The sequence below is a fragment of the Paraburkholderia sp. SIMBA_054 genome (genome assembly GCF_046534875.1).
GTDB lineage: Bacteria > Pseudomonadota > Gammaproteobacteria > Burkholderiales > Burkholderiaceae > Paraburkholderia > Paraburkholderia hospita.
The window spans coordinates 55873-79371 of record NZ_JAWRXV010000013.1 but is presented as its reverse complement, the minus strand read 5'-3'; the positions used below and the strand labels follow the sequence as shown (position 1 = coordinate 79371).

Here is a 23499-nt window from a genome sequence, read left to right as displayed (position 1 = left end):
GAGATGGAGATCATGGAGCGAGACGAGCGGGCCACTGGCACTGGCACGGCAGCGATGCATCCCGACGAATGGCAGGCGCGCGTTCAATTGGCCGCCTGTTATCGCGTCTTCGATATGTTGGGCTGGACCGAACTGATCTACAACCACATCACGGTGCGTCTGCCCGAAAGCGTGACGGGCGGAGCGAAGCAGTTCCTGATCAATCCATTCGGCCTGCATTACAGTGAAGTGACCGCGCGCAATCTGGTGAAGATCGATGCGCAAGGGCGCATTCTCGACGGCTCGACGTATCCGGTGAATCCCGCGGGCTTCACCGTACACGCGGCGCTGCACGAAGGCATACCCGATGCGCATTGCGTGATGCATACGCATACCACGGCGGGCGTCGCCGTGGCGTGCTCGGAAGGCGGCTTGCAGCAGACCAACTTCTATAGCGCGCAGTTGCATGAACGCATTGCGTATCACGACTTCGAAGGCATCACAATTCACGCTGAGGAAGGGCCGCGCCTCGTCGAACATATCGGCGACCGGCAAGCGGTGATTCTGCGCAATCACGGGCTGCTGTCGTGGGGCACGACCTTGCCGCAAGCGTTCGCGATTCTGTGGACGCTGAACCGCGCGTGCGAGATTCAGGTCGCGACGTTCGCGATGGGCCACGCGCGGCCCGTGCCCGAAGCGGTCGCCGAGCAGTGCTCGCGCGACGCGCTGCAATTCGACGTGCGCTACGGCGCGGGGCAGGACGTGTTCGACGCGCTGGTACGCAAGGTCGATAGAATCGACGCCAGCTACAAGGATTGAGGAAGAACAACGATGAAGGTATGCATTTACGGTGCCGGTGCGATCGGCGGATGGATGGGCGTGAAGCTCGCGCAGGCGGGCTGCGAGGTGAGCGTGGTCGCGCGCGGCGCGACGCTCGACGTGTTGCGCGAACATGGCCTGCGCCTTAAGGAAAACGGCGAGACGCATGCGGTCCGCGTGCAGGCGAGCGACAAACCGGAAGCGCTCGGCGTGCAGGATCTTGTGATCGTCGCGGTGAAAGCGCCCGGCATGGCCGCTGTCGCGCAGCACATCGCGCCGCTGCTCGGCGCGAACACGCTCGTGCTGACGGCAATGAACGGCGTGCCGTGGTGGTTCTGCGCCGGCTTGCATGGCGAGTTCGCGGGCGCGCGTCTCGCTTCCGTCGATCCCGACGGCTCGATTGCTGCTGCGATTCCCGCTGAACGCACGCTCGGATGCGTCGTGCATGCGAGCTGCCGCGTCGATGCGCCGGGCGTCGTCGCGCATCATCAGGGACGTGGCTTGATCGTCGGCGAAGCGACGGGGCATGCGAGCGAGCGTGTGGCGTCGCTCGTCGAACTGCTGCGCAAGGCCGGCTTCGATGCGAGCGCGACGGATCAGATCCAGCGCGACGTCTGGTACAAGCTGTGGGGCAACATGACGATGAACCCCGTCAGTGCGATCACGGGCGCGACCACCGACAAGATTCTGAGCGACCCGCTCGCGCGCGATTTCGTCACGCGCGTGATGCTCGAAGCGAAAGCCATCGGCGCGCGCTTCGGCATCCCCATCGAGCAGGCGCCCGAAGATCGCCACGCCGTTACGCTCAAGCTGGGCGCGATGCGCACGTCGATGCTGCAGGACGTCGAAGCGGGCAAGGCCGTCGAACTCGATGCGCTGGTCGGCGCAGTATGCGAGTTGGGCAAGCTGACGGGCATCGACACGCCGTATGCGAATGCGCTGTTTGGGCTGGCTCGTCTGCACGCTCGCGTGCGTGGGCTGTATCCTCTCGACTGACGCTGCACCTTCAATAACTTTAAGCCCCACGCATCAAAGCATGAAATTCACCGATCTGTCGTCCCCAGCCTACTTCGACAATCCTTATCCGTTCTATGAAGGCATCCGCAGCGCGGGCGCCTTCGTGCCGCTCGCGCCCAGCATCATGCTGACGGGCCGTCACGCCGTCATCGACGCGCTGCTGCCCGACCGCCGCATGGGCAAGACGTACATGCCCAGCGTGGTCGCGCGATACGGCGAGAGCGCGCGCGAGCAGCCGGTGTTTAAGGCGCTCGAACGCACCTTCCTGATGATGAACCCGCCCACGCACACGCGCCTGCGCGCGTTGCTGATGAAGGCATTCAATGCGCGGCAGATCGAAACGCTGCGTACCATCGCGGAAGAAACGACGGACAGTCTGATCGACGCGATGCAAGGCAAGCCCGAAGTGGATCTCGTCAGCGAGTTCGCGATGCCGCTGCCGTTGCAGATCATCTGCCGGCTGCTCGATGTGCCCGTCGAGGATGGCGTGCGCTTCGGCGACGCGGCGAGCCTGCTGGTGTCCGCGTTCGATCTCGCGCCGATGTCCGCCGACGCGCTCGCGCGCGCGAATCAGGCGGCGCTCGAACTCGAACAGTATTTCCGGGAAGTGGTCGCGCAACGGCGCGCTACGCCGGGCCACGACATCGTGTCGTCGCTGATCCAGGCGGAAGAGGGCGGCGAGCGGTTGTCGGAAGACGAGATCATCTCAAACGTGATCTTGCTGTTCGTCGCCGGGCACGAGACCACATCGAACATGCTCGGCAACGCGTTGATCGCGCTGCATCAGCATCCGGCGCAACTGGAGAGGCTGCGCGGCGACCCGTCGTTGGTGTCGAAGGCCGTGGCCGAATGTGCGCGCTACGACACGGCCGTGCAGATGGTGGTGCGTACCGCGTTCGACGATATCGACGTCGACGGACAGACGCTGCCGCGCGGCTCGATCGTCTTTATGCTGCTCGGTTCGGCCAATCGCGACCCGGAGCGTTTCGACGCGCCAGATACGCTCGATATCGGCCGCGAGCCGTCAGGCCATCTGCTGACGTTCGGCGCGGGCATTCACTACTGCCTCGGCGCGCGCCTCGCGATGATGGAACTCGAAATCGCGCTGCACAAGCTGCTGACACGTCTGCCGCAACTGCGGCTTACGAATCTCGATGCATTGCAGTGGCGCAGGCGGAACAACTTGCGCGGCGTCGAGACGCTGATCGCCGCGCTGTGACCGGCTAGTCAGGAAGGCGTGACGTCCGTACGACGCTCACGCCATCTCGCGATGCCAGCGCTCCAGTTGCTCGATGGTCGTGGCCGCGCCGCCGCACACGATCACGAGCACGCTTTCGAAACGCTGTAGCGCTTCCGTCTGCCGGTAGACGAGGGCGAGGCTCGCGCCGCAAGCGGGCTCGACGAGCACGCGGTGATCGTCGACGAAACGGCGCGACGCATCCACGGCTTCCTTGTCCGACACCACCACGCATTCGACAGGATGCGTCTGTGTGAGCATGAACGCCTGCTCGCAGACCTGCTTCGCGCCCAGCGACGTCGCGACGCTCGTAATACCCGGAAGCTCGATCCGCTGGCCCGCGCGCACCGATTGCGCGAGCGACGACGCGCCTTCCGTTTCGACTGCGATCAGCGGCACGTGGCCAAGACCGTTGCGCCGCAAGCCTTCGATCGCGCCCGCCATCAGCCCGCCGCCGCCCACCGACAGCACGACGGCATCGAACTTCGCACCCGCGCGCACGACCTCGTCGATCATCGACGCATGGCCGTGCCACAAGAGCGGATCGTCGAACGGATGGATGAAGGCATCGTCGGGACTGACCTGTTCGAGCGCGAACGCGTTCGCTTCCTGCCAGGTCGCGCCGTGCACGATCACGTCCGCGCCTTGCAGGGCGATCAGTTCCTTCGCGCGCTCGCCCGTGCTTTGCGGCACGACGACCGTGACGGGAATCGACAGCGCGCGGCCCGCATACGCGACCGCGATGCCCGCATTGCCGCCCGACGACGACACGAAGCGGCGCTTGCCGCGCTTCGCATGCTCTTCGGCCGCGTAGCCGATGCCGCGGATCTTGAACGAGCCGGGCGGCTGCAGCGCATCCATCTTGAGCAGCACGCGGCGGCCCAGATGCCGGCTGAGCGGTTGGGATTCGAGAAGCGGGGTGTCGATGTGCAGTGTCATGGTTGTGTTGTCGGAAGCGGCTTCGCTGAAGCGTTGAATCGCAGATGATAGCAAGCCGCAGCCGTCAGGGCGTGCTGCATCTGCGCATGAAAAAGGGCGGTTCGAAAAATCGAACCGCCCTCGGCCTCGTTGATCGAGCGATGGATTACTTGCCCGCGATCAGGCTCGGATCGGCGGCAAACCGCTCGCTGCCGCGCGTGGGTCCATCGTCGAGCAGGCCCTTGGTCAACTCCAGCGCCTGGCGCTCGAACAGCCGACGGTACACGCCGCCGTCGATCCGGATCAGTTGCTCGTGGCTGCCTTCCTCGACTACGCGGCCCTTGTCGAGCACGAGCAGGCGGTCGAGCGCGCGCACTGTCGAGAGCCGGTGCGCGACGACGAGCGTCGTGCGTCCGACCATCAGCCGTTCCATCGCCTGCTGGATCAGTACCTCGCTTTCGCTGTCGAGGCTCGACGTGGCTTCGTCGAAGATCAGGATCGGCGCGTCGGCTAGGAACGCGCGCGCGATCGCGACCCGCTGGCGCTCGCCGCCCGACAGCTTCACGCCGCGCTCGCCGACCAGCGTGTCGTAGCCATGCGGCAGCGCGTCGATGAAGTCGTGCGCGCTGGCCAGCTTCGCCGCCTGCACGATGTCATCGAACGATGCGCCGGGCCGCGCGTACGCGATGTTCTCCGCGAGCGAGCGGTGGAACAGCACAGGCTCCTGCTGCACGATCGCGAGGTGCTGGCGCAGCGACGCCTGCTGCACGTCGGCGATGTTCTGCCCGTCGATCGTTATGCGGCCTTCGTCGATGTCGTACAGGCGCTGGATCAGCTTGATGAACGTCGTCTTGCCCGAGCCCGAATGTCCGACAAGACCGATCCGCTCGCCCGGCGCGATGCGCAGCGAGAAATCGTTGTAGAGCGCCGTGCGCTGCGCGCCATAGCGGAACGTCACGTGCTCGAAGCGGATTTCGCCTTGCGCGATATCGATGGCCGGCGCGCCTGCCTTGTCTTCGATGCCGAGCGGCTCGCGTTCGAGCGCGACGAGTTCCTCCATGTCGTTGACCGAGCGTTGCAGGTTGCGCACGTGCATGCCGACATCGCGCAGATAGCCTTGCAGCACGAAGAACGTGGTCAGTGCATACGTGATGTCGCCGACACTCGCTTCGTCGTGCAGCCACAGCAGCAGCGCCGCGCCGAGAATGGCCGCCTGCATCAGCGCCAGCATGCCGCCCTGTACGCCGCCATTGGTCGTGCCGCGCTGCCACGTGCGGCGCGTGCGCTGCCGCCATTTGGCGATCACGCGATCGAGCCGGCTTTCCTCGCGTTCTTCCGCGCCGAACGCCTTGACGACGGCGTTGCAGCTGACGGCGTCGGCGAGCGAGCCGCCCATGCGCGTGTCCCACAGATTGCCGAGACGCGCGGCGGGCGCGACGTAACCAAGCGACAGCGCGACCGTCACCGCGACATACGTGAGCGAGCCCACGCCGACCACGAGGCCCATCACAGGCCAGTGAAAGCCCAGCAGCACCGTCGATCCGGCGAGCATCAGCAGGGAAGGCAATAGCGCGATCAGCAGCGTGTCGTTGAGCAGGTCGAGCGCCCAGATGCCGCGCGTGATCTTGCGCACCGTCGAGCCGGCGAAGCTGTTCGCATGCCAGTCGGTCGAAAAGCGCTGCACGCGATGAAACGCGTTCGCGCAGATCTCACTCATCATCTTGAGCGTCATCACGATGATGCTGCGATAGACCAGTTGCCGCAGCAACGTGCCGCCGATGCCGAGCGCGATCAGCACGCCGAACGCGACCAGCGCCGGATGCGACGCGGCGTCCTTGCCGAGCGTGCTGCCCGACGCGAGCGCGTCGACCAGACGGCCCGCGAACAGCGGCGTCAACACGTCCGCGAGCGCGGCCGACAGAGCGAACAGCGCAATGCCGACGACGCGCACAGGCTGCTTGCGCCAGTGATGGAAAGTGAAGCCGAGAACGCTTCTGAACGCTTGCGCGCCAAAGTCGAGTTTTTTGCTAGCCATGTATGTCAGCGTGCGGCGCGAGGCGGCGCAGCGCTATCCAGTCAGGAGATTCGGAAGTCGACGACCGATGCCCGCCAACGCGCGGCGGCGACAAAGAAAACCGGTAGTCTGATAAAGGCGCGGGCGCTTGCGAGCCAGCGCGGACGGCAACCTAGCTAGGGGAGCAGAGGAAGCGTCGCGACATCCCGCGAGAGACTGCGATGTACATTGCGTGCATTGAATGCCTCCCTTGGGTGATTGAGTGGATGAAGAACGACTACGTTGAGGCTTGAATTCTAGCAGGAAAGCTTGCGCAAGGTGATCGCAATGCGCGTTGACATGACGCAGAGTGTTGGTTTTATGCGTGCTTCATCGGATGACGGCAGGCGGGCTTTGCAGTCCGCTTTGCAACCCGTTCCACCCGTGCCGGATACAATGCGGCAGCGCCGAATAACACCAACACCGCGTCCGTGCCCGACTGAAGCACGGACTCAACCTGATCGACTTCAACTCATGTCCAGTTCCACTCGGGCCTTTTTGCTGGGTCCGTTGCTCAAAGGGGTTTCCCGTTCCTTCTATCTGACGTTGCGCATTCTGCCCGCCGGCATGCGCGATCCCATCGGCCTCGCGTATCTGCTCGCGCGCGCCGCCGACACGATCGCCGATACCGCGCTGATTCCGCCCGAGCAACGGCTTGCGCTGCTGCTAGCGTTGCGCGACCAGGTCAACGGCGCGACCGACGACGGCGAACTTGCGCAGCGTCTTGCGAACGAAGTGGCGGGGCAGCAGACGCAATCGGATGAAAAGGTCTTGCTCGAATCGATCGCGCCCGCGCTCGACGTGCTCCAGCAACTCGACGCAGCCGACCGCGCCGCCGTGCGCGAGATCGTCACGACGCTGACGACGGGCATGGAATTCGACCTGCGCACCTTCCCCGACGAACGCTCGGGCCGCATCGTCGCGCTGCGCGAATGGGACGAACTGGATCGCTATACGTATCTGGTCGCGGGCTGCGTCGGCGAGTTCTGGACGAAGATGACCTACGCGCATCTGCCCGGCACGCTGAAGACCGACGAGCCCACGATGCTCGAGCGCGGCGTGCGCTTCGGCAAGGCGCTGCAGATGACCAACGTGCTGCGCGATTGCGGCAAGGATTTGCGCATCGGCCGCTGCTATCTGCCGTCCGCGATGCTCGACCGCTACGGCCTGACGCCGCAGATGCTGCTGGAGCCGCAAGCATCGCAGCGCGCGCAACCCTTGATGCACGAACTGGTGCGCAAGTCGCTCGATCACTTCCGCGCCGCCCTCGACTACACGCTCGCGATTCCGCGTTTTTCGCTGCGCTTGCGTCTCGCGTGCGTGTGGCCCATCGTGATCGGGCTCGAAACGATGCTGCTGCTCGTCGATAACGCGCACTGGCTGGAGCCGTCGAAAGTATCGAAGATCCAGCGCAAGCAGGTGTACGGCATTCTCGCGCGCTCACTGCCCGTGTCGGTGTCGGATGCGGGGCTGCGTAGCTGGATCGATGGGCTGATCCGGGCGATCGAGGTACGTATCGGCGTTCGATGAAACTCGCTCCCGTTCAATCCCGGTTTGTTCATACAGCGATCGAGCGCCTATGATGAACCTCGCACAACCCGAAACGAAGGACGGCCCCGGCCGCAATGGACCATGACGGCAATCGCCAGCTGGCACGCGCATGTGTATTTCGATCAGACGACGCGCGACGCCGCATGGACGCTGCGCGAAACCATCGAAACGCAGTTTCACGGCAGATTCGAAATGGGGCGTTTTCACGAGCGTCCCGTCGGTCCGCATCCGATGTGGTCGTATCAGCTTGCGTTCGGCCCCGAGCTACTCGCGGAGCTGTTCGCGTGGCTCGCGCTCAATCACGGCGCGCTCGACGTCTTCATCCATCCGAACACGGGCGACGCGCTGCGCGATCACCGCGATTGCGCGGCGTGGATCGGGCGCTCGTATCCATTGAATCTCGCCGCGTTAGGCGGTTAGCGCGTAGTCGGCGCGGCGCATCGTTGCGCGCGCAGCGCGCATGGAGGTCCGGTCATGACGGTCACCAATGCGGTGTCGGGCACCAACGTCCATGAAGTGGCGGACAGCATCTACCGGATCAACACGCCTGTTTTCTTCGAGGGCGGGCCGGGCGGATTCTCCTTCAACCAGTATCTGATCGTCGACGACGCGCCACTGCTATTCCATACCGGCCCGCGCAAGATGTTCGCGCTCGTGCGCGAAGCGGTCGCGTCCGTGTTGCCGCCCGAACGGCTGCGGCATATCGCGTTCTCGCATGTCGAAGCGGACGAGTGCGGCTCGCTCAATGAGTGGCTCGCCGCCGCGCCTGACGCGCAGCCGCTGTGCAGCGGCGTCGCCAAACTGGTGTCCATCGACGATCTCGCCGACCGGCCCGCGCGCGGCCTCGAAGACGACGAAACCGTCGATCTCGGACGCCACCGGCTGCGCTGGCTCGCGACGCCGCATCTGCCGCACGCGTGGGAATGCGGGATGCTTTTCGATGAGACTACGCAGACGCTGCTGTGCGGCGATCTTTTTACGCAAGGCGGCGCCGAATTGCCCGCCGTGACGGGCGCGGACATTCTCGGCCCGAGCGAGGCGTTCCGGCGCAGCATGGATTACTACTCGCACACGAAACACGGCGACGCGATGCTGGAGCGGCTCGCCGCACTCGAGCCGCACACGCTTGCGTGCATGCACGGCAGCGCGTGGCAAGGCGACGGCGCGGCGCTGCTTCGCGCGCTGGCGGTGTCGCTGCGCGAGTGAGCGGGCCGCGTTGACGCGGCGAATCGAAGGCGCGAATCACGGCGATAAGTGACGCGCCCAGCAATCCACGCCGCAGCGCAGCAAAAGTTTTTTCGCGCGCACTGTCGATTCCCGTCGCCGCCGCTCGTCGTCAAGGTAAGCGGGCATATCGTCCGCTATTAGCCAGCAAGGACGACGACGATGACCTTGAAGCTCTACGCCCATCCGTTTTCTTCGTACTGCCAGAAGGCGCTCACCGCGCTTTACGAGAACGGCACACCGTTCGACTACCGCCGGCTCGACGAACCCGGCGCGATGGATGAACTCGCCGCGCGCTGGCCCATTCGGCGCTTTCCGCTGCTCGTCGACGCGGGACGCACGATTGTCGAAGCGACCGTCATCATCGAGCATCTCGGCTTGCATCATCCCGGCCCGGTTCAACTGCTTCCCGACGATCCGCGCGCGGCGCTCGACGTGCGCTTCATGGATCGTTTCTTCGACAACTACATCGCGACGCCGCAGCAGAAGATCGTCTTCGACAGCCTGCGCGACGAGAGCGAACGCGATGCGCGCGGTGTCGCCGATGCGCGCGCGCAGCTCGATGTCGCGTATGCGTGGCTTGACAACACGATGAGAGACCGCGAGTGGGCGGCAGGCGAGCGCTTCAGTCTCGCGGATTGCGGCGCCGCGCCGTTTCTCTTCTATGCCGAGTGGACGCACCGGATCGATCCGAAGTTCGAATACGTGATTGCGTATCGCAAGCGTCTGTTGAAGCGGCCTTCGTTCGCGCGCGCCGTCGAGGAAGCGCGGCCGTATCGTCATCTGTTTCCGCTCGGCATGCCGGAGCGCGACTGATTTCATAGTTCTTTAATTGACTGGGAGGCCGCGATGTCTTCTGCATCTTCTCTCGTGCCCGCCACGGAACTGGCGAAGCGCAACGGCAGGCACTATCCGAACGAGAGCGTCGAATACCGCCGCGCCCGCGACGCGCTGCTCGCGGAGGAAATCGAACTGCGTCGTCATATCGAGCGCGTCGCGGAACAGCGCCGCGCGCTGCCGCCGGGCGGCGACGTGACGGGCGACTACCGCTTCATCGGCGAAGCGGGGCCCGTCGATCTCGCCGGGCTGTTCGGCGACAAGGACACGCTCGTGATCTACAGCTACATGTTCGGTCCGCAGCGCGAGCGGCCGTGTCCGATGTGCACGTCGCTACTGAGCGCGTGGGACGGCGAGGCACGGGACATCGCGCAACGCATCGCGCTGGCCGTGGTCGCGCGTTCGCCGATCGAGCGGCTCGTGGCGTTCAAAAAGGAGCGCGGCTGGCGCGATCTGAAGCTGTATTCGGACGTGAACGGCGAGTACAGCCGCGACTTCGGCGCGATCTCCGACGACGGCGGCGACGACGCGGCGTTTCAGGTCTTCACACGCCGCGACGGCACGATCCGGCATTTCTATGCGGCTGAGATGGGCTTCCCGACTGTCGATCCCGGTCAGGACCCGCGCGGCGCGCCGGATCTGATGCCGATGTGGACGATCTTCGACATGACGCCCGAAGGACGCGATCCGCATTGGTATCCAAAGCTCGATTACGCGCGGTGACGCGAACGCGCGGCGGGTCGTCGGCGACGCCACCGCGTGCGTATGAAGGCAGGAATGAAGGCGAACGCAATCGCGCCGCGAGCACGCGGCGCTCGTACCGTTCGCAGGTGTGCGCAGGTAGCAGGTATCAGTCGGCGAGGCGCTTGTCGGCGAGCGCGCGTTCGCAGTCGCCGAGCACGGTGACGACGAGGCGCGCCTGAGCGTCGAGTTCGTCGGTGTCGAGAATTTCTTCGACGGCGTCGCGCGCCCAGTCGGCTTCGACAAACGATGCATGCCGTTGCGCGATGTCGAGCGCCATCGCCGACAGCCTCGCGATGCTTAACCAGTCGGCTGTGCGCCCGTGCCGGTCGAGCCACTTGTGCGCGGCGTCTACGTGAAAGGACGGTGAGGGCCAGGTCTCGTTCAGATACCAGGCACCGAGGCTTCCGCACGTGAGCCAGCACAGCAGCTCCACGCGGTCGCGTTGGCTTAGAAGATGGCGTACATCACTCATGGCGACGCTCGCGAAGGTAACGGATATGACGTGAGTTCCGCGTAGCAAAGCTCGAACCCGTGTGTGTACGACAATAACACGACGTTGTGCCTTGCACGACAGGGTTTAACCGAATTAGGGGTGTCTCGCGTGATGTTGAGTGTGTGCTGACCGACAATCGGGTGTTCTTGCTGCGCTGCATTGCACAGGCGCAGTGCAGCGCGGCTCGCGTTTTAGCGCGAACACGTCGAGTGTGAGTCGGCCGATGCGTCGAGGCGAATCATCTGACCGTGATGGAGAACCGTGAATGCGTCGTCGGGCAGGCCGGCTTCATGGGTCGCTTCGGCGAGTTTTTGCGGCGGTTCGTCGAGCGGCTCGTCAGTCAGTTCGAACGTGCCCCAGTGAATGCCGATCGCTTTTTTCGCGTGCACGTCCTCGAAGATCTGCACGGCCTGCTGCGGGTCGACGTGCTGCGGTCCCATGAACCAGCGCGGCTCATACGCGCCAACGGGGATCAACGCGAGATCGACGCAGCCGAATGCGGCGCCGATCCGCTTGAAGTCGTTCGAGTAGCCGGTGTCGCCCGCGAAGTAGACGGAGACCGGATGCGCGGCGCCCGCTGGCGTCTTCACGACCCAGCCGCCCCACAGCGTCTCGTTGCGATCGGTCAGGCTGCGCGCGGACCAGTGTGTCGCGGGCACGAACCAGAAGTCGAGACCGGCAACGCTAGTTTCGTCGCCCCAGTCCAGTTCCTGCGCATTCGTGATGCCTTTTTTCGCGAGCCAGTCCTTGATGCCGAGCGGCACGAGAAAGAGCGGCGGCCCGCCAGGCTGCGCGTTTAACGCCTCGACGCTCGCGGTGTCGAGGTGGTCGTAGTGGCTGTGCGAGATCAGCACGACGTCGATATGCGGCAGTTCGTCGAGCGCGAGACCCGGCGGCACGCGCCGCTTCGGCCCGGCGAACGTGAAGGGCGACGCGCGCCCGGAAAACATCGGATCGGTGATCACGTTGACGCCATTGATCTGCAGCAAGGCGGTCGCGTGGCCGATCCACGTCATCGTATCGTCGCTGCGGTTCGCCTTGATCCACGCGACGTCGGGGTGATCGATGGGAAACGCGTAGCCGTTCGCGGGCGGTGGCGGCAAGCCGTGCGTCCAGCGGTTCCAGCGCCATTTCCATACCGAGCCGCGCGCGAGCGGTCCGTCGTTGTTCTCGTAACCGTTTTCGGTGCGCGGCGCGTGATGGATGCCGCTTGCGGCGAGCTTGTCGGGCGATGGATCGGGCTGCTGCGCGCCGACGGCGCAATTCGCCGACGCGGCGCTCAGAACGATGGCGGCGCAGACGAGGCGCGAGCGGAACCGGAGTGGCATCGTGTATCGAATGGGCTGCAGCCGTAGAATCGATGGTGCGACAGTGTAGACCGGACGCCGCGTCCTACGCCCGCGCGGTGGCGGAACGACCGTCGCCTTCGATCGCGTTCTCGCTGCGGAATCGTTCATCCTCACGCCATCCGTCGGGCGCAATCTCGATCGGCGTCCGTTTGCCGTCAACACCGCATAACGGAACAATTGTGCCTGTGCCAGAATTGCAAAATGCAATGAAGTGCCGTTCGTGGCGACGAAAAAGCAGCGAAGCGGCGCAAATCGTGCATTTTTTTGCGCTTAATGCGATTCGACCGGCACGATTCAAACCGTCAAAATCCAAAATAAGGCAAAATTCGGGGCATTCGCGTCGGCCGTGGCTTCGCCGGCGGCATTTCCCAACCTTTCTCGACCAAGAGCAAAGCGATGAGTAACAAGCAACCTACGATCATCTACACCCTGACCGACGAAGCCCCGCTGCTCGCGACGAGTGCTTTTCTGCCGATCATCCGTACGTTTACCGCTCCGGCTGGCGTCAATGTCGAGACCAGCGACATTTCCGTGGCCGGCCGTATCCTCGGCGAGTTCGCGGAATTCCTGAAGGAAGAGCAGCGCGTGCCGGACAATCTGGCCGAGCTGGGCCGCCTGACGCAAGACCCGGACACGAACATCATCAAGCTGCCGAACATTTCGGCGTCGGTGTTCCAGCTGGTCAGCGCGATCAAGGAACTGCAGTCGAAGGGCTACAAGGTCCCGGATTATCCGGAAGACCCGAAGAACGACGAAGAAAAAGACATCCAGAAGCGTTACTCGAAGTGCCTCGGCAGCGCAGTGAACCCGGTTCTGCGCGAAGGCAATTCGGACCGCCGCGCGCCCGCCGCCGTCAAGAACTACGCGAAGAAGCACCCGCACAGCATGGCCGAGTGGAGCATGGCGTCGCGCACGCACGTCGCGCACATGAAGCATGGCGACTTCTACCACGGCGAAAAGTCGATCACGAACGACAAGGCACGTGAAGTCCGCATGGAACTCGTCACGAAGCGCGGCGAGACCATCGTGCTGAAGCCGAAGGTCAAGCTGCAGGACGGCGAGATCGTCGACAGCATGTTCATGAGCAAGAAGGCGCTGGTCGAGTTCTACGAAGACCAGATGGAAGACGCGCGCAAGACGGGCGTGATGCTGTCGCTGCACGTCAAGGCGACAATGATGAAGGTCTCGCACCCGATCGTCTTCGGCCACGCCGTCAAGGTGTTCTACAAGGACGCGTTCGCGAAGCACGCGAAGCTGTTCGACGAACTGGGCGTGAACGTCAACAACGGCCTCGTCGATCTGTACACGAAGATCGAGGCGCTGCCGGAATCGCAGCGCGATGAAGTGATCCGCGACATGCACGCGTGCCACGAGCACCGTCCGGCGCTGGCGATGGTCGATTCGGCCAAGGGCATCTCGAACCTGCACGCACCGAACGACGTGATCGTCGATGCATCGATGCCCGCGATGATCCGCGCAGGCGGCAAGATGTGGGGCGCCGACGGCCGTCCCGCCGACACGAAGTGCCTGATCCCGGAAAGCACGTTCGCGCGCATCTACCAGGAAATCATCAACTTCTGCAAGACCAACGGCGCATTCGATCCGAAGACGATGGGCACGGTGCCGAACGTCGGCCTGATGGCGCAGAAGGCGGAAGAATACGGCTCGCACGACAAGACCTTCGAGATTGCCGAAGACGGCGAAGCGCGCATCGTCGACAACGCGACGGGCGAAGTGCTGAGCGGCCTCACGCAACAGGTCGAGCAAGGCGACATCTGGCGCATGTGCCTCGTGAAGGACGCGCCGATCCGCGACTGGGTCAAGCTCGCCGTCACGCGCGCGCGCAACTCGGGCATGCCCGTGGTGTTCTGGCTCGACCCGTACCGTCCGCATGAAAACGAACTGATCCACAAGGTGCAGGCATACCTGAAGGATCACGACACGGACGGTCTCGAGATTCATATCATGTCGCAAGTGCGCGCGATGCGTTACTCGTTGGAGCGCGTGATTCGCGGCCTGGACACGATCTCGGCGACGGGCAACATCCTGCGCGATTACCTGACCGACCTGTTCCCCATCATGGAACTGGGCACGTCCGCGAAGATGCTGTCGATCGTTCCGCTGATGGCGGGCGGCGGCATGTACGAAACGGGCGCGGGCGGCTCGGCGCCGAAGCACGTCAAGCAGCTGGTCGAAGAAAACCATCTGCGCTGGGATTCGCTGGGCGAGTTCCTCGCGCTGGCGGTGTCGCTCGAAGAGCTGGGCATCAAGACGGGCAACGCCCGCACCAAGGTGCTGGCGAAGACGCTCGACGCGGCCACCGGCAAGCTGCTCGACAACAACAAGAGCCCGTCGCCGAAGACGGGCGAACTCGACAACCGTGGCAGCCAGTTCTACCTCGCGATGTACTGGGCGCAGGAACTGGCCGCGCAGACGGACGACGCGGAGCTTGCTGCCAAGTTTGGCCCGCTGGCCAAGGTGCTGACGGAGAATGAGAAGACTATCGTCGGTGAACTGGCGGACGTGCAGGGTAAGGGTGTCGATATCGGCGGCTATTACCAGCCGGACTTTGCGAAGCTGGAAGCGGTGATGCGGCCGAGCAAGACGCTGAATAACGCGCTGGCAGCGGTGACGGCTTAAGCCTTCTGACTGTAGCGATTTAGGCGGAGCCCGCGCATTCTGGTTTGGATGTGCGGGCTTTTTGCTGCGCAGGCGGGTTGGTTTGCTGGGGTTTGCGCTGGCATCCGCGTTATGCCTTCGTGCTTCAAGCGTCGCCCCTGTGCGGGGCGGCACCTACTTTTCTTTGCCGCCGCAAAGAAAAGTAGGCAAAAGAAAGCGGCTCACACCGCCAATTCTTGTTCTTGCCTGAGGGCCCCCAAATGGTCTTATGCTTCACGCGGCAGCGTTTCTGCTTGCCCCGTTGCCAACGCTCTGAACAGGCGCCTCACCCACTTCACGTCCCCGCGTTGTAGCACGCCGTGCCAGATATTCGGCCGCCGCCCAGGTGGCAAACTGTGTGTAGGCTTTCAGGCCGTACACGCATCACTCCGGACTGAAAACACAGGCCCGTCGCAACGCTTGCTCTGTGCGCATCACCCGCGTCGCATCAAATTGCATCAAACTTCCCACGTTCTATAGCGGCAAACTGTGTGTAGGCTTTCAGGTCTTACACGCATCACTCCGGACTAAAAGGCAAGGTCGGTGTCTCTGGTAAGAGCGCGAACGTGTGTGGTCCGACAAGCTACACACAGTTTGCCACCTGGGCGGCCGCAACCGTTCGCTGCCGCTGGCCGTTGTACGGGTGCTTGAAGCGGGGGATGCGCTTGTTAAGACCGATGGCAACGGGCAGGGAACAGCGCGTTATCATCTGAAGTGTGGGACCGGTTGGGGGCCCTCAGGCAGTAACAAGAGCTGGCGGTGTTAGCCGCTTTCTTTTGCCTACTTTTCTTTGCGGCGGCAAAGAAAAGTAGGTGCCGCCCCGCACAGGGGCGACGCTTGAAGCACGAAGACATAGCGCGGATGCCAGCGCAAAGGCCGAAACACTGAACAGGCAGCGCCTGAAGCACGAAGACAATACGCGGATGCCAGCAAAAGCAAGAGCAAAACCAGAACACCAACAGCGTCTGCGCGAGCCAAAACCTCAACCTTGAGCCGCGTGCAACGCATAAACATCAATCAACTGCATGCGCGCTCAACACCAGGCGTTCTTCGCTTCGCTGTTCTTTTCGCGGCTCGCGGACCAGATACTGCTGTTTCTAGTGCCGCTCGTCGTCTTCCAGACGACCCAAAAGGCGACATGGTCCGGCATCGCGTTCTTTATCGAGGCGTTCCCGCGCTATATCGTGTTTCCCGTGTGCGGCGCGCTGTGCGATCGCATGTCGCCCGTCACGGTGCTGCGCGCGAGCCAGCGCTTTCGCGCGATGGCGTGCGCGGTGGGCATCGTGGGCTTTGCGATGGCGGGCGGAATCGGCTGGCTGATCGCGCTGTCCGCCGTCTGCGGCACGCTGACCAGTCAGGGGCTCGTCGCGCGCGAAGTGCTGCTGCCGCAGGTGTTCACGTCCGAGCGCTTCGAGAAGGTGCTGTCGTATGCGCAGATCGCCGATCAGGTCGGCGTGGTGCTCGGCCCGATGCTCGCAGGTTTGCTGCTCGGCTGGTGGCGCTGGGAATACGTCGTCGGCGTCGCGGCCGTACTGTTTTTCGCCGCCGATGGCGCGACGCTCTTCTGGCAGCGCGCGAGCGCTTTCGAATGGACGCCGCACGGGCATGCAGGCGGCGCCTGGCTCGCGCCCGTGAAAACGGCGCTGGCGCATGTCGTGAAACTGCCGGGTCTGGGCCGGCTGGTCGCGCTGGCCGCCGCCGAGAATCTCGTGATCGGCGTGACGCTCGCGACCTCGGCCGCGATGGTGACGGGACTGCACCGCCGGCCGGATGCGTTCTACGCGTTCGTGCAGACGGCGGGCGCGATCGCGACGATCGTGATTCTGCTGCTGATCGCGCGTGTGCGGATTCCGCGCAAGGCGCTCGGGATCGTGTCGTTTCTCGCGATCTTCGCGGGCGGGCTGCTGGCGGGCGTGAGTCCTTCCGTGTGGGGCTACGTCGCGGGCTTTCTGCTGATCGTGGGCTTCGACAAGATGTTCAGCATCTATATCCGCAGCGTGCGTCAGGCGATCATTCCGGCAAAGGACTACGGCAAGACGCTTGGCGTCGTCATCATGCTCAATAACGTGACGCAGCCGCTGGCGGGTTTGCTGGTCGGCATGTTTTCGGGGAATGGGCGCATGAGCGCGGTCGTTGTGGCGATCTCGCTCGGGATGGGCGCGCTGGGGCTGATCGTCGTGCTCGTGGGTCTCGGCGCGGGGCGGCGTCGAGTGCACGTTGCGCCGCTGAGCAAGCAGACGCCCGACAGCGCCGACTGAGCGTGAACTGTCACAATGACACGTTAGCTTTTCTTCACGGAGCGCGATCGACATGCCATCGGACGACGAGCTGAAACACTTCGTAGCGCACGGCGCGGCGCCGCTGCCCGAAGCACAGGAAGAAGGTTTCGTGGATAGCGCGGGCGCGCGTATCGCGTGGTCGACGTACGGCGCGGGCCACCCCGTGGTGCTGTTGCATGGCGGCCTCGGACATCGCGGCAACTGGGGTTATCAGGTGCCCGCGCTGGTTGAGGCTGGCTACCGCGTGATCCTGATCGACAGCCGCGGACATGGCCGCAGCACGCGCGACGCGCAACCGTACAGCTACGAGTTGATGGGTTCCGACGTGCTCGCCGTACTCGACACTCTGCAAGTACAGAAAGCAGCCTTCATCGGCTGGAGCGACGGCGCGTGTACTGCGCTGATTCTCGGCCGGCGCGCGCCGCAGCGCGTCGCGGGCGTGTTCTTCTTCGCGTGCAACATGGACCCCGGCGGCGCGAAGCCATTCGTGCCGACGCCCGTGATCGACCGCTGCTTCAGGCGGCATCGCGCGGACTACGAGGCGCTATCGGCAACGCCCGGCGAGTTCGACGCGTTCGTCGCCGCCGTCAGCGAGATGCAGCGCACGCAGCCCGATTACTCGGCCGACGATCTCGCGCAGATCCGCGTGCGCGTGACAGTCGCAATCGGCGAGCACGACGAATTCATCAAGCAGTCCCACGCCGTGTATCTGGCGCAAACCATCCCGGAGGCCGAGCTGATCGTGCTGCCGAACGTCAGCCATTTCGCGCCGCTGCAGCGGCCTACGCTGTTCAATGGCGTGATCGAGCGGTTCGTGGGAACCGCTTTCGAAGCGGACGACTGAAGCCGCTCAGTCGGCCTTGGCGCCGACTTTCTCGCTCGCGTTGCTGTCGTTCTTTTCTTCTTCCCATCCGCCGCCGAGCGCGAGGAACAGATTCACCTGATCGACCGCGACCTGGCCTTCGGCGGCCGACACCTGCGCGGCAACGCTCGTGAGCGTGCGCGTCGCGTCGAGATCGTCGATGAAGGTGTCGCGGCCCGCGGCGTACAGACGATGCGTTTCATCCGCCGACTGCACGGCCGACTTGTACGCGGTGCGCAATGCGTCGGCGCGCGTCGTATCGGATGCGTAGGTCGACAGGCTTGTCTGCGTTTCGCGCAGCGCATTCAGCACGACGCCGTCGAAGTGTGCGAGCGCGCCGCCCGTTGCGGCTTCCGCTTCGTGGACGCGGGCGCGCTGGCCGTTGATCGGGAACGTCCAACTGATCAGCGGACCGAACGCCCAGCGGTTCGTGGTCGGGCCGAACAGATCCTCGACGACGCCGACCGACCCCGCCGATGCGCCAATGCTCACGGTCGGATACAGCGCCGCTGTCGCGACGCCGATGCGCGCCGTCGATGCCGCCAGCAGCCGTTCGGCCTGGCGCACGTCCGGGCGGCGCTTGAGCAGCGCTGCGCCATCGCCGACGGGAATCGGCTGCTTCAGGTGCGGCAGCCGGCTGCAGGCGAGCGCGGCGGGCGGCAGATCGGACGGCGCGCGCGCGAGCAGCATCGCGAGCCGGTACTGCGCGGCGCGGCGGCGCGCGACGAAGCGCGGAATGTCGGCGGCGAGCGTGTCGGCCTGCGTCTGGCCGCGCGTCACATCGGGCTGGTTGCCGCGGCCCGCGTCGCGCAGCCGCTGCGTGAGCTTGACCCGTTGCTTTTGCAAGGCCAGCGACTTCTGCGCGATCTCCAGTTCTTCCGCTGCCGAGCATGATTCGACGTAGGCGCGCACGACATCGGCGACGACCGTGATGCGCGCGAGATCGCTTGCGGCTTCGACGGCTTCGTCGTCGGCCTTCGCGGCTTCGACGCCGCGCCGCAGCTTGCCGAACAGATCGATTTCATACGACACGCTCAGATCCAGCGCGCCTTCGTTGACGACGGGAATCTTTTCCGTCAGCAAATACTGTTCGGCGGATTCCTGCGCGCGCGAGAAGGCCGCCGACGTCTTGCCGGAGAAGCCGCCCTGTTCGTTTGCGAAGTCGAGCTGGGCGCGCGAGCGCGCGAGATTGGCCGCGGCGACGCGCAGATCGGTGTTGGACGACAGCGCTTCCGTGACCAGCTGATCGAGCACCGGGTCGTCGTACAGACGCCACCACTTCGACGGCACGGCCTGCTGCGTGACGGGCGCCTTGTCCGCGCCGTCGATGGCCGCGTTGGCATACGGCGCGTTGACGGCCGCGTTTTCGGGCAGCTTGTAGTTCGGGCCGACCGTCGTGCAGCCGTTCAAGGCGAGCGCAACAGGCAACAAAGCAGGAAGCAACGCCAGGCCAGCGCGCGTTGCCGTGAGGGACGGAAAGCGTTTCATTGCGATGCGCCCGATGCAGAATGCGTGGCGCTAGACGGCGCGGTGCCGACGATAGCCGCGCCCGTGGCCGAAGCCCCCGCGCCAGCCGAAGCAGCCGCCGCATCCGATGCCGCCGGGCGCCGTCCCATCGAAGGCCCGATGCCGCGCACCGACACCGTCGCCGTGCGGCCAGCGATCATGCGGAAGTCGGCGGGCACCTCGTCGAGCGCGACGCGCACGGGAATGCGCTGCGCGAGGCGCACCCAGCTGAACGCCGGGTTCACGTTCGGCAGCAGGTTCTGGCTTTGCTGGCGGTCGCGATCCTCGATCGCGGCGACGATGCTCAGCACATGGCCGCGCAGCACGCCCGGCTCGCCCATCACCTTGATGTCGACAGGCTGGCCGATGTCGATGCCGTGCAGCTTGGTTTCCTCGAAATAGCCGTCGACGCGGAACGAATGCATGTCGACCACCGACAACACCGCGCGTCCCGCCGAAATGTACTCGCCGACACGCGGCGCGCGATCGTTCAGATAGCCGTCCACAGGACTCACGATCACCGTGCGCTGCAGGTTCAGGCGCGCCGTGTCGATCGCGACTTCGGCGTCGGCGAGCGCGGCCGTGGCCGTTTCGACGCGCGAGTGCGTCTCCTCGACGACTTCACGCGCGACGAGATTGCCGAGCGCGCGGTTGCGGGCATCTTCGCGGCGGGCCTGATCGAGCGTCGCGCGGCGCTGCTGCGCGGTGGCCTGCGCGTTGCGCAGCGCGAGCGTATAGCGCGCCTGGTCGATCACGAATAACACCTCGCCTTGTTTCACCTGCTGGTTGTCGACGACCTTGACCTCGGTGATGAGGCCGGATACGTCCGGTGCAACCTGGATCACGTCGGCGCGTACGTGACCGTCGCGCGTCCACGGCGCGAACATGTAGTAGTCGACCAGCTTCCATAGCACGGCCGCTGCGATCACGACAACGATAAGAGTGAGCAGGATCTGCCCGACTGAGAACCAGGTTTTTTTCACGTTATGAACCGGTGCGAAACGATGACGACAAGCCCCAGCACCAGAACATAAATGCCGAGATCGAAAATGGAACGGTGCCAGATGAAGCGGTAAACGCCGATGCGCGCGAACACGTTGCGCAAGACCAGGTTCACCAGATAGGCGATGAACATCAGCACCAGCACGGCTGGCACGAATACGCCGAGAATGTCGATTTCGCCGATCATGTACGTCGACAGAATGTAAGAGATGGGTTTCGCATCAGGCTGCGGTCTCCGGTTGGGGCTGCGGATTGCTGCCGGGCGCGGGATGCGGCGGAAACAGCGACAGGCGCATGCCGACCAGCGCGTGCAGCGTCTCGCGCAGCCAGCGCTCGCCGGAAGTCGCAGCGGGAGCGGGCGCAGAGCCTTGTTCCGCCGCCTGTCCCTCTTGTCCCTGCTGCGTGCCGCCTTGCGTCTGCGCGATGTTGCGCGTGGTCACTTGCGCGACGGCGGCATCGATCGTTTCGATCAGCGCGGCGGGCACCGGCTGCCGTGAGCGGCGCGCGATACATTGCTCGAAATACTGCCGCACGCCGACGAGCACGTCATCGATGGAGCCTTGCAAGTCGTGTGTCAGCTTGCGGCGCGTGCGTCGCAGGTCGAGCGCGTTCAGCGCGACGCGGAAGTCACGGAAGCTTTCGATCGACGGATGGCGGTGCGAGTCCGAGGCCGCGTGGCGCGGCAGCAGTTGCATCAGCCGGTCGAGCATGCGCGAGTAGAGATTGCGCTGGTCTTCGATCGCGGCCGTCGACGCGCTCACCACGACGTCGGCCCATGCGGACCGCGTGAGCCGCCCGGCGGCGAGTTCGGCGCCGAACGGCCGCGTGATGCGCGTCCAGATGAAAGCGAACAGCAAGCCCGCGACGCCCGCCAGATTGCTGTTGATGAACACGAAGAAGTCGGCCTCGTAAGCGCTCTGAATGCTGATGAAGGTCGCCGTGTTGACGGCCGTGAGCAACGTCACGAGCGTGAACTGCGGGCTTGGGATCAGCGTGCCGATGATCAGGAACGGCCCGGAAAAGATCAGAACCAGCATGGCGAAATCGTGCACGTGAGGCAGCACCACGAACACATACAGCCCGGCCAGTACGACGCTCGCGCACGTCGCAAGGAAGAACTTGAAGACGGAGGGCGCGGGATCGTCGAGCGCCGCGAAGAAGCAGCAGGAGACGGCGGCGAGCGTGACGGCGGCTGCGCCGTCGTTCCAGCCCGACGTGATCCACAGTGCGCACGCGACGATCACCGCGCCGACGGCCGATGCCGTCGAGAACAGCATCATGCCGTAGTCGAAGAAGCGCTCGGTGCCGCCCAGCCGCCAGTGGCGAAAGTGTGGCCGCCACAGGACGGTTTCGTGAACGATGGCCGCGCGCAGGCAGCGGATGTCGCGCCAGACGTCGATGACCTGGCCCAGACGCCACAGCGCGTTCGACAGCAGCGCGCCATCCCAGCTCGCCAGCGCCTGTGCGGAAGGCCGCAGCGCATCGACGCGCGCGCGCAGCGCTTCGGCTTCGCGATCGGGCTCGTCCGCGTATTTGGCTTCGAGCGCGGGCGCCTTGATCCACTTCGCGACGTCCGCGAGCAGCGCCTCGATTTCAGGCGAATGCGCGCCGCGCTGCCGTATCAGTTCGATCAGCGGATCGGCCATCGACGAAATCAGCGGCAGGAATATCTGCATGCGCCCTTGCAGGGCGCGCGCGCGGCGCACGATGTCGGGCCGCGTGTGATCGTAGGTCAATTGGCTCAGCAGGAATTCGAGCCCGTTGACGGTGGCCGCGAGGCGCTGGCGCGAAGCCGAGATCGTCGCGCCGGCAATATGGCCGGACAGCGTCTCGCTCGCGTAGAACGCGGCGTCGCGGAACCAGGCGTCGGTGCGCTCGATCAGCGTCGGCGCGAGGCGGCTCGGAAACACAACGCTGCCGACGATGCTCGCGACCACGATGCCGACCAGGATCTCTTCCGTACGCGTGATGGCAAGATCGAAGACGGTGGTCGGGTTGGTGACGGCGGGCAGCGCGATCAGCGGCAGCGTGTAGCCGGCGAGCAGGCACACGTAGCTGCGCGCGGTGCGGTCGTTCAGCGACACATAGAGCATCGTGCCCGTCCACAGCCCGACGATCGTGCTGAACAGGAACGGCGACTCGACGAAGGGCGGCACGATCAGCACCGCGCCCGCCGCGCCGAGCGCCGTGCCGAGCGCGCGGTACAGCGCCTTCGAGCGCGTCGCGCCGACGAACGGGTTCGAGACGATATAGACGGTTGCCATCGCCCAGTAGGGGCGGGGCAGTTCGAGCGCAAGGCCGATGTACAGCGCGATCATCGCGGCCGCGAAGGTCTTGGCGGAAAACAGCCAGTCGCGGACTGAGGGATAGGCCATGGCGGTTATGCGTTGCGTTTGCTGCCGGATCGTGCGGCAGCGGCTGGCTCGTCGGATACGCCCTTGTCGGAAGTGACTGTAGCATCCAGCGACGCGTTGAAGGCATTCAGCACCCGCAGCGTCGTTTCCAGGTCTTCGCGGCTCACGCCTTTGAGCACGCGCGCGCGCAGCTCCATCAGCCGCTCTTCCATGCGCGCGGTGACGGCGCGGCCTTCGTCGGTGAGGGTGATGGTCTTGGCGCGCTTGTCGTCGGGATCTTCGTCGCGGCGCACCAGGCCCGCCGCGCACAACTGATCGAGCAGCCGCACCAGCGACGGGCCTTCGATCCCCACATGTTCCGCGAGCGTCACCTGACGCACGGCCTCGCCAAGGCGGTTGGCGGTAAGCAAAGGACCCGCACACGCTTCCGACACGTTGTAGGCGGACAACACGCTATGGCTCGTGCGGCGCCAGCGGCGCGCGGCGACGACCAGCGTGCTGCTGACGGAGCGGCGTAGAAGGTGGAGATTGACCATGGGCCGGGATTGTATGTCGATTTTTATTCGTTAGCATCCTATCGACATAAATTTTTAAGGAAATGCTTCAAAATTTGCTTA

At 64.6% G+C, this 23499-nt stretch carries 20 protein-coding genes; 11 read left to right on the top strand and 9 right to left on the bottom strand.

The window, feature by feature from the left end; translation table 11 throughout:
• The first annotated feature begins 3 nt into the window (after positions 1-3).
• The 3 genes from SB822_RS17750 to SB822_RS17740 are packed head-to-tail and all read left to right on the top strand — an operon-like array spanning position 4 to position 3034.
• The gene (locus SB822_RS17750; protein ID WP_007749322.1) at positions 4-798 is read left to right on the top strand and encodes a class II aldolase/adducin family protein; all 795 of its coding nucleotides are present in this window, start codon (positions 4-6) and stop codon (positions 796-798) included.
• A 12-nt stretch (positions 799-810) separates the two neighbouring features.
• Positions 811-1794, top strand: coding sequence for a 2-dehydropantoate 2-reductase (locus SB822_RS17745; protein WP_410855258.1), 984 nt, complete (start codon positions 811-813; stop codon positions 1792-1794).
• Positions 1795-1834: 40 nt separating this feature from the next.
• Positions 1835-3034: a cytochrome P450 gene (locus SB822_RS17740; protein WP_410855257.1), complete on the top strand. Its 1200-nt coding sequence runs from the start codon at positions 1835-1837 to the stop codon at positions 3032-3034.
• 36 nt (positions 3035-3070) lie between these two features.
• On the opposite strand, the gene SB822_RS17735 is transcribed toward SB822_RS17740, so the two are convergent.
• Entirely contained in the window at positions 3071-3991 is a 921-nt protein-coding gene (locus tag SB822_RS17735) for a pyridoxal-phosphate dependent enzyme (protein ID WP_079489852.1), read from the bottom strand.
• 145 nt (positions 3992-4136) lie between these two features.
• Positions 4137-6005: an ABC transporter ATP-binding protein gene (locus SB822_RS17730; RefSeq protein WP_410855256.1), complete on the bottom strand. Its 1869-nt coding sequence runs from the start codon at positions 6003-6005 to the stop codon at positions 4137-4139.
• A 492-nt stretch (positions 6006-6497) separates the two neighbouring features.
• On the opposite strand from SB822_RS17730, the gene SB822_RS17725 reads away from it, so the two are divergent.
• From SB822_RS17725 to SB822_RS17705, 5 genes are all read left to right on the top strand, one after another.
• Positions 6498-7553, top strand: coding sequence for a phytoene/squalene synthase family protein (locus tag SB822_RS17725; protein WP_410855255.1), 1056 nt, complete (start codon positions 6498-6500; stop codon positions 7551-7553).
• Positions 7554-7655: 102 nt separating this feature from the next.
• Positions 7656-7994 (top strand): DOPA 4,5-dioxygenase family protein, encoded by a 339-nt coding sequence (locus SB822_RS17720; RefSeq protein ID WP_410855254.1) that lies wholly within the window; start codon positions 7656-7658, stop codon positions 7992-7994.
• Positions 7995-8048: 54 nt separating this feature from the next.
• Complete coding sequence (locus tag SB822_RS17715) at positions 8049-8780, top strand: FprA family A-type flavoprotein (protein ID WP_024162827.1); 732 nt, start codon at positions 8049-8051, stop codon at positions 8778-8780.
• A 180-nt stretch (positions 8781-8960) separates the two neighbouring features.
• Positions 8961-9614, top strand: a complete 654-nt coding sequence (locus SB822_RS17710; RefSeq protein ID WP_410855253.1) for a glutathione S-transferase family protein — start codon at positions 8961-8963, stop codon at positions 9612-9614.
• A gap of 33 nt (positions 9615-9647) precedes the next feature.
• Complete coding sequence (locus SB822_RS17705; RefSeq protein WP_079488597.1) at positions 9648-10358, top strand: DUF899 domain-containing protein; 711 nt, start codon at positions 9648-9650, stop codon at positions 10356-10358.
• A gap of 127 nt (positions 10359-10485) precedes the next feature.
• Here SB822_RS17705 and SB822_RS17700 read toward each other — a convergent pair whose 3' ends face one another.
• Both SB822_RS17700 and SB822_RS17695 read right to left on the bottom strand, forming a co-directional pair.
• Positions 10486-10851, bottom strand: coding sequence for a hypothetical protein (locus SB822_RS17700; protein WP_007734752.1), 366 nt, complete (start codon positions 10849-10851; stop codon positions 10486-10488).
• Positions 10852-11063: 212 nt separating this feature from the next.
• Positions 11064-12200, bottom strand: coding sequence for an MBL fold metallo-hydrolase (locus SB822_RS17695; RefSeq protein ID WP_410855252.1), 1137 nt, complete (start codon positions 12198-12200; stop codon positions 11064-11066).
• A 417-nt stretch (positions 12201-12617) separates the two neighbouring features.
• Here SB822_RS17695 and SB822_RS17690 point away from each other — a divergent pair, with 417 nt between their 5' ends.
• The 3 genes from SB822_RS17690 to SB822_RS17680 all read left to right on the top strand — a co-directional run bounded on the left by SB822_RS17690 (position 12618) and on the right by SB822_RS17680 (position 18002).
• A complete protein-coding gene (locus SB822_RS17690) occupies positions 12618-14861 on the top strand; it encodes an NADP-dependent isocitrate dehydrogenase (protein ID WP_079482029.1) in 2244 nt (747 codons plus the stop codon).
• Positions 14862-15904: 1043 nt separating this feature from the next.
• On the top strand, positions 15905-17137 hold the full coding sequence (locus SB822_RS17685; protein WP_410855251.1) for an MFS transporter: 1233 nt from the start codon (positions 15905-15907) through the stop codon (positions 17135-17137).
• Positions 17138-17189: 52 nt separating this feature from the next.
• Positions 17190-18002: an alpha/beta fold hydrolase gene (locus SB822_RS17680; protein ID WP_410855250.1), complete on the top strand. Its 813-nt coding sequence runs from the start codon at positions 17190-17192 to the stop codon at positions 18000-18002.
• Positions 18003-18008: 6 nt separating this feature from the next.
• Here the strand turns inward: SB822_RS17680 and SB822_RS17675 are convergent, their stop codons facing one another.
• From SB822_RS17675 to SB822_RS17655, 5 genes are read right to left on the bottom strand one after another with little or no spacing between them, the layout of a single operon-like run.
• A complete protein-coding gene (locus tag SB822_RS17675) occupies positions 18009-19508 on the bottom strand; it encodes an efflux transporter outer membrane subunit (RefSeq protein ID WP_410855249.1) in 1500 nt (499 codons plus the stop codon).
• Positions 19505-20509, bottom strand: coding sequence for an efflux RND transporter periplasmic adaptor subunit (locus SB822_RS17670; protein ID WP_410855248.1), 1005 nt, complete (start codon positions 20507-20509; stop codon positions 19505-19507). The genes SB822_RS17675 and SB822_RS17670 overlap by 4 nt, the downstream gene beginning before the upstream one ends.
• Positions 20506-20715, bottom strand: coding sequence for a DUF1656 domain-containing protein (locus SB822_RS17665; RefSeq protein WP_007746336.1), 210 nt, complete (start codon positions 20713-20715; stop codon positions 20506-20508). Before SB822_RS17665 ends, SB822_RS17670 begins: the two co-directional genes overlap by 4 nt.
• Before the next feature lie 34 nt (positions 20716-20749).
• Positions 20750-22903, bottom strand: coding sequence for an FUSC family protein (locus SB822_RS17660; protein WP_410855247.1), 2154 nt, complete (start codon positions 22901-22903; stop codon positions 20750-20752).
• A 5-nt stretch (positions 22904-22908) separates the two neighbouring features.
• On the bottom strand, positions 22909-23418 hold the full coding sequence (locus SB822_RS17655) for a MarR family winged helix-turn-helix transcriptional regulator (protein WP_007746860.1): 510 nt from the start codon (positions 23416-23418) through the stop codon (positions 22909-22911).
• Between the last annotated feature and the right edge of the window lie 81 nt (positions 23419-23499).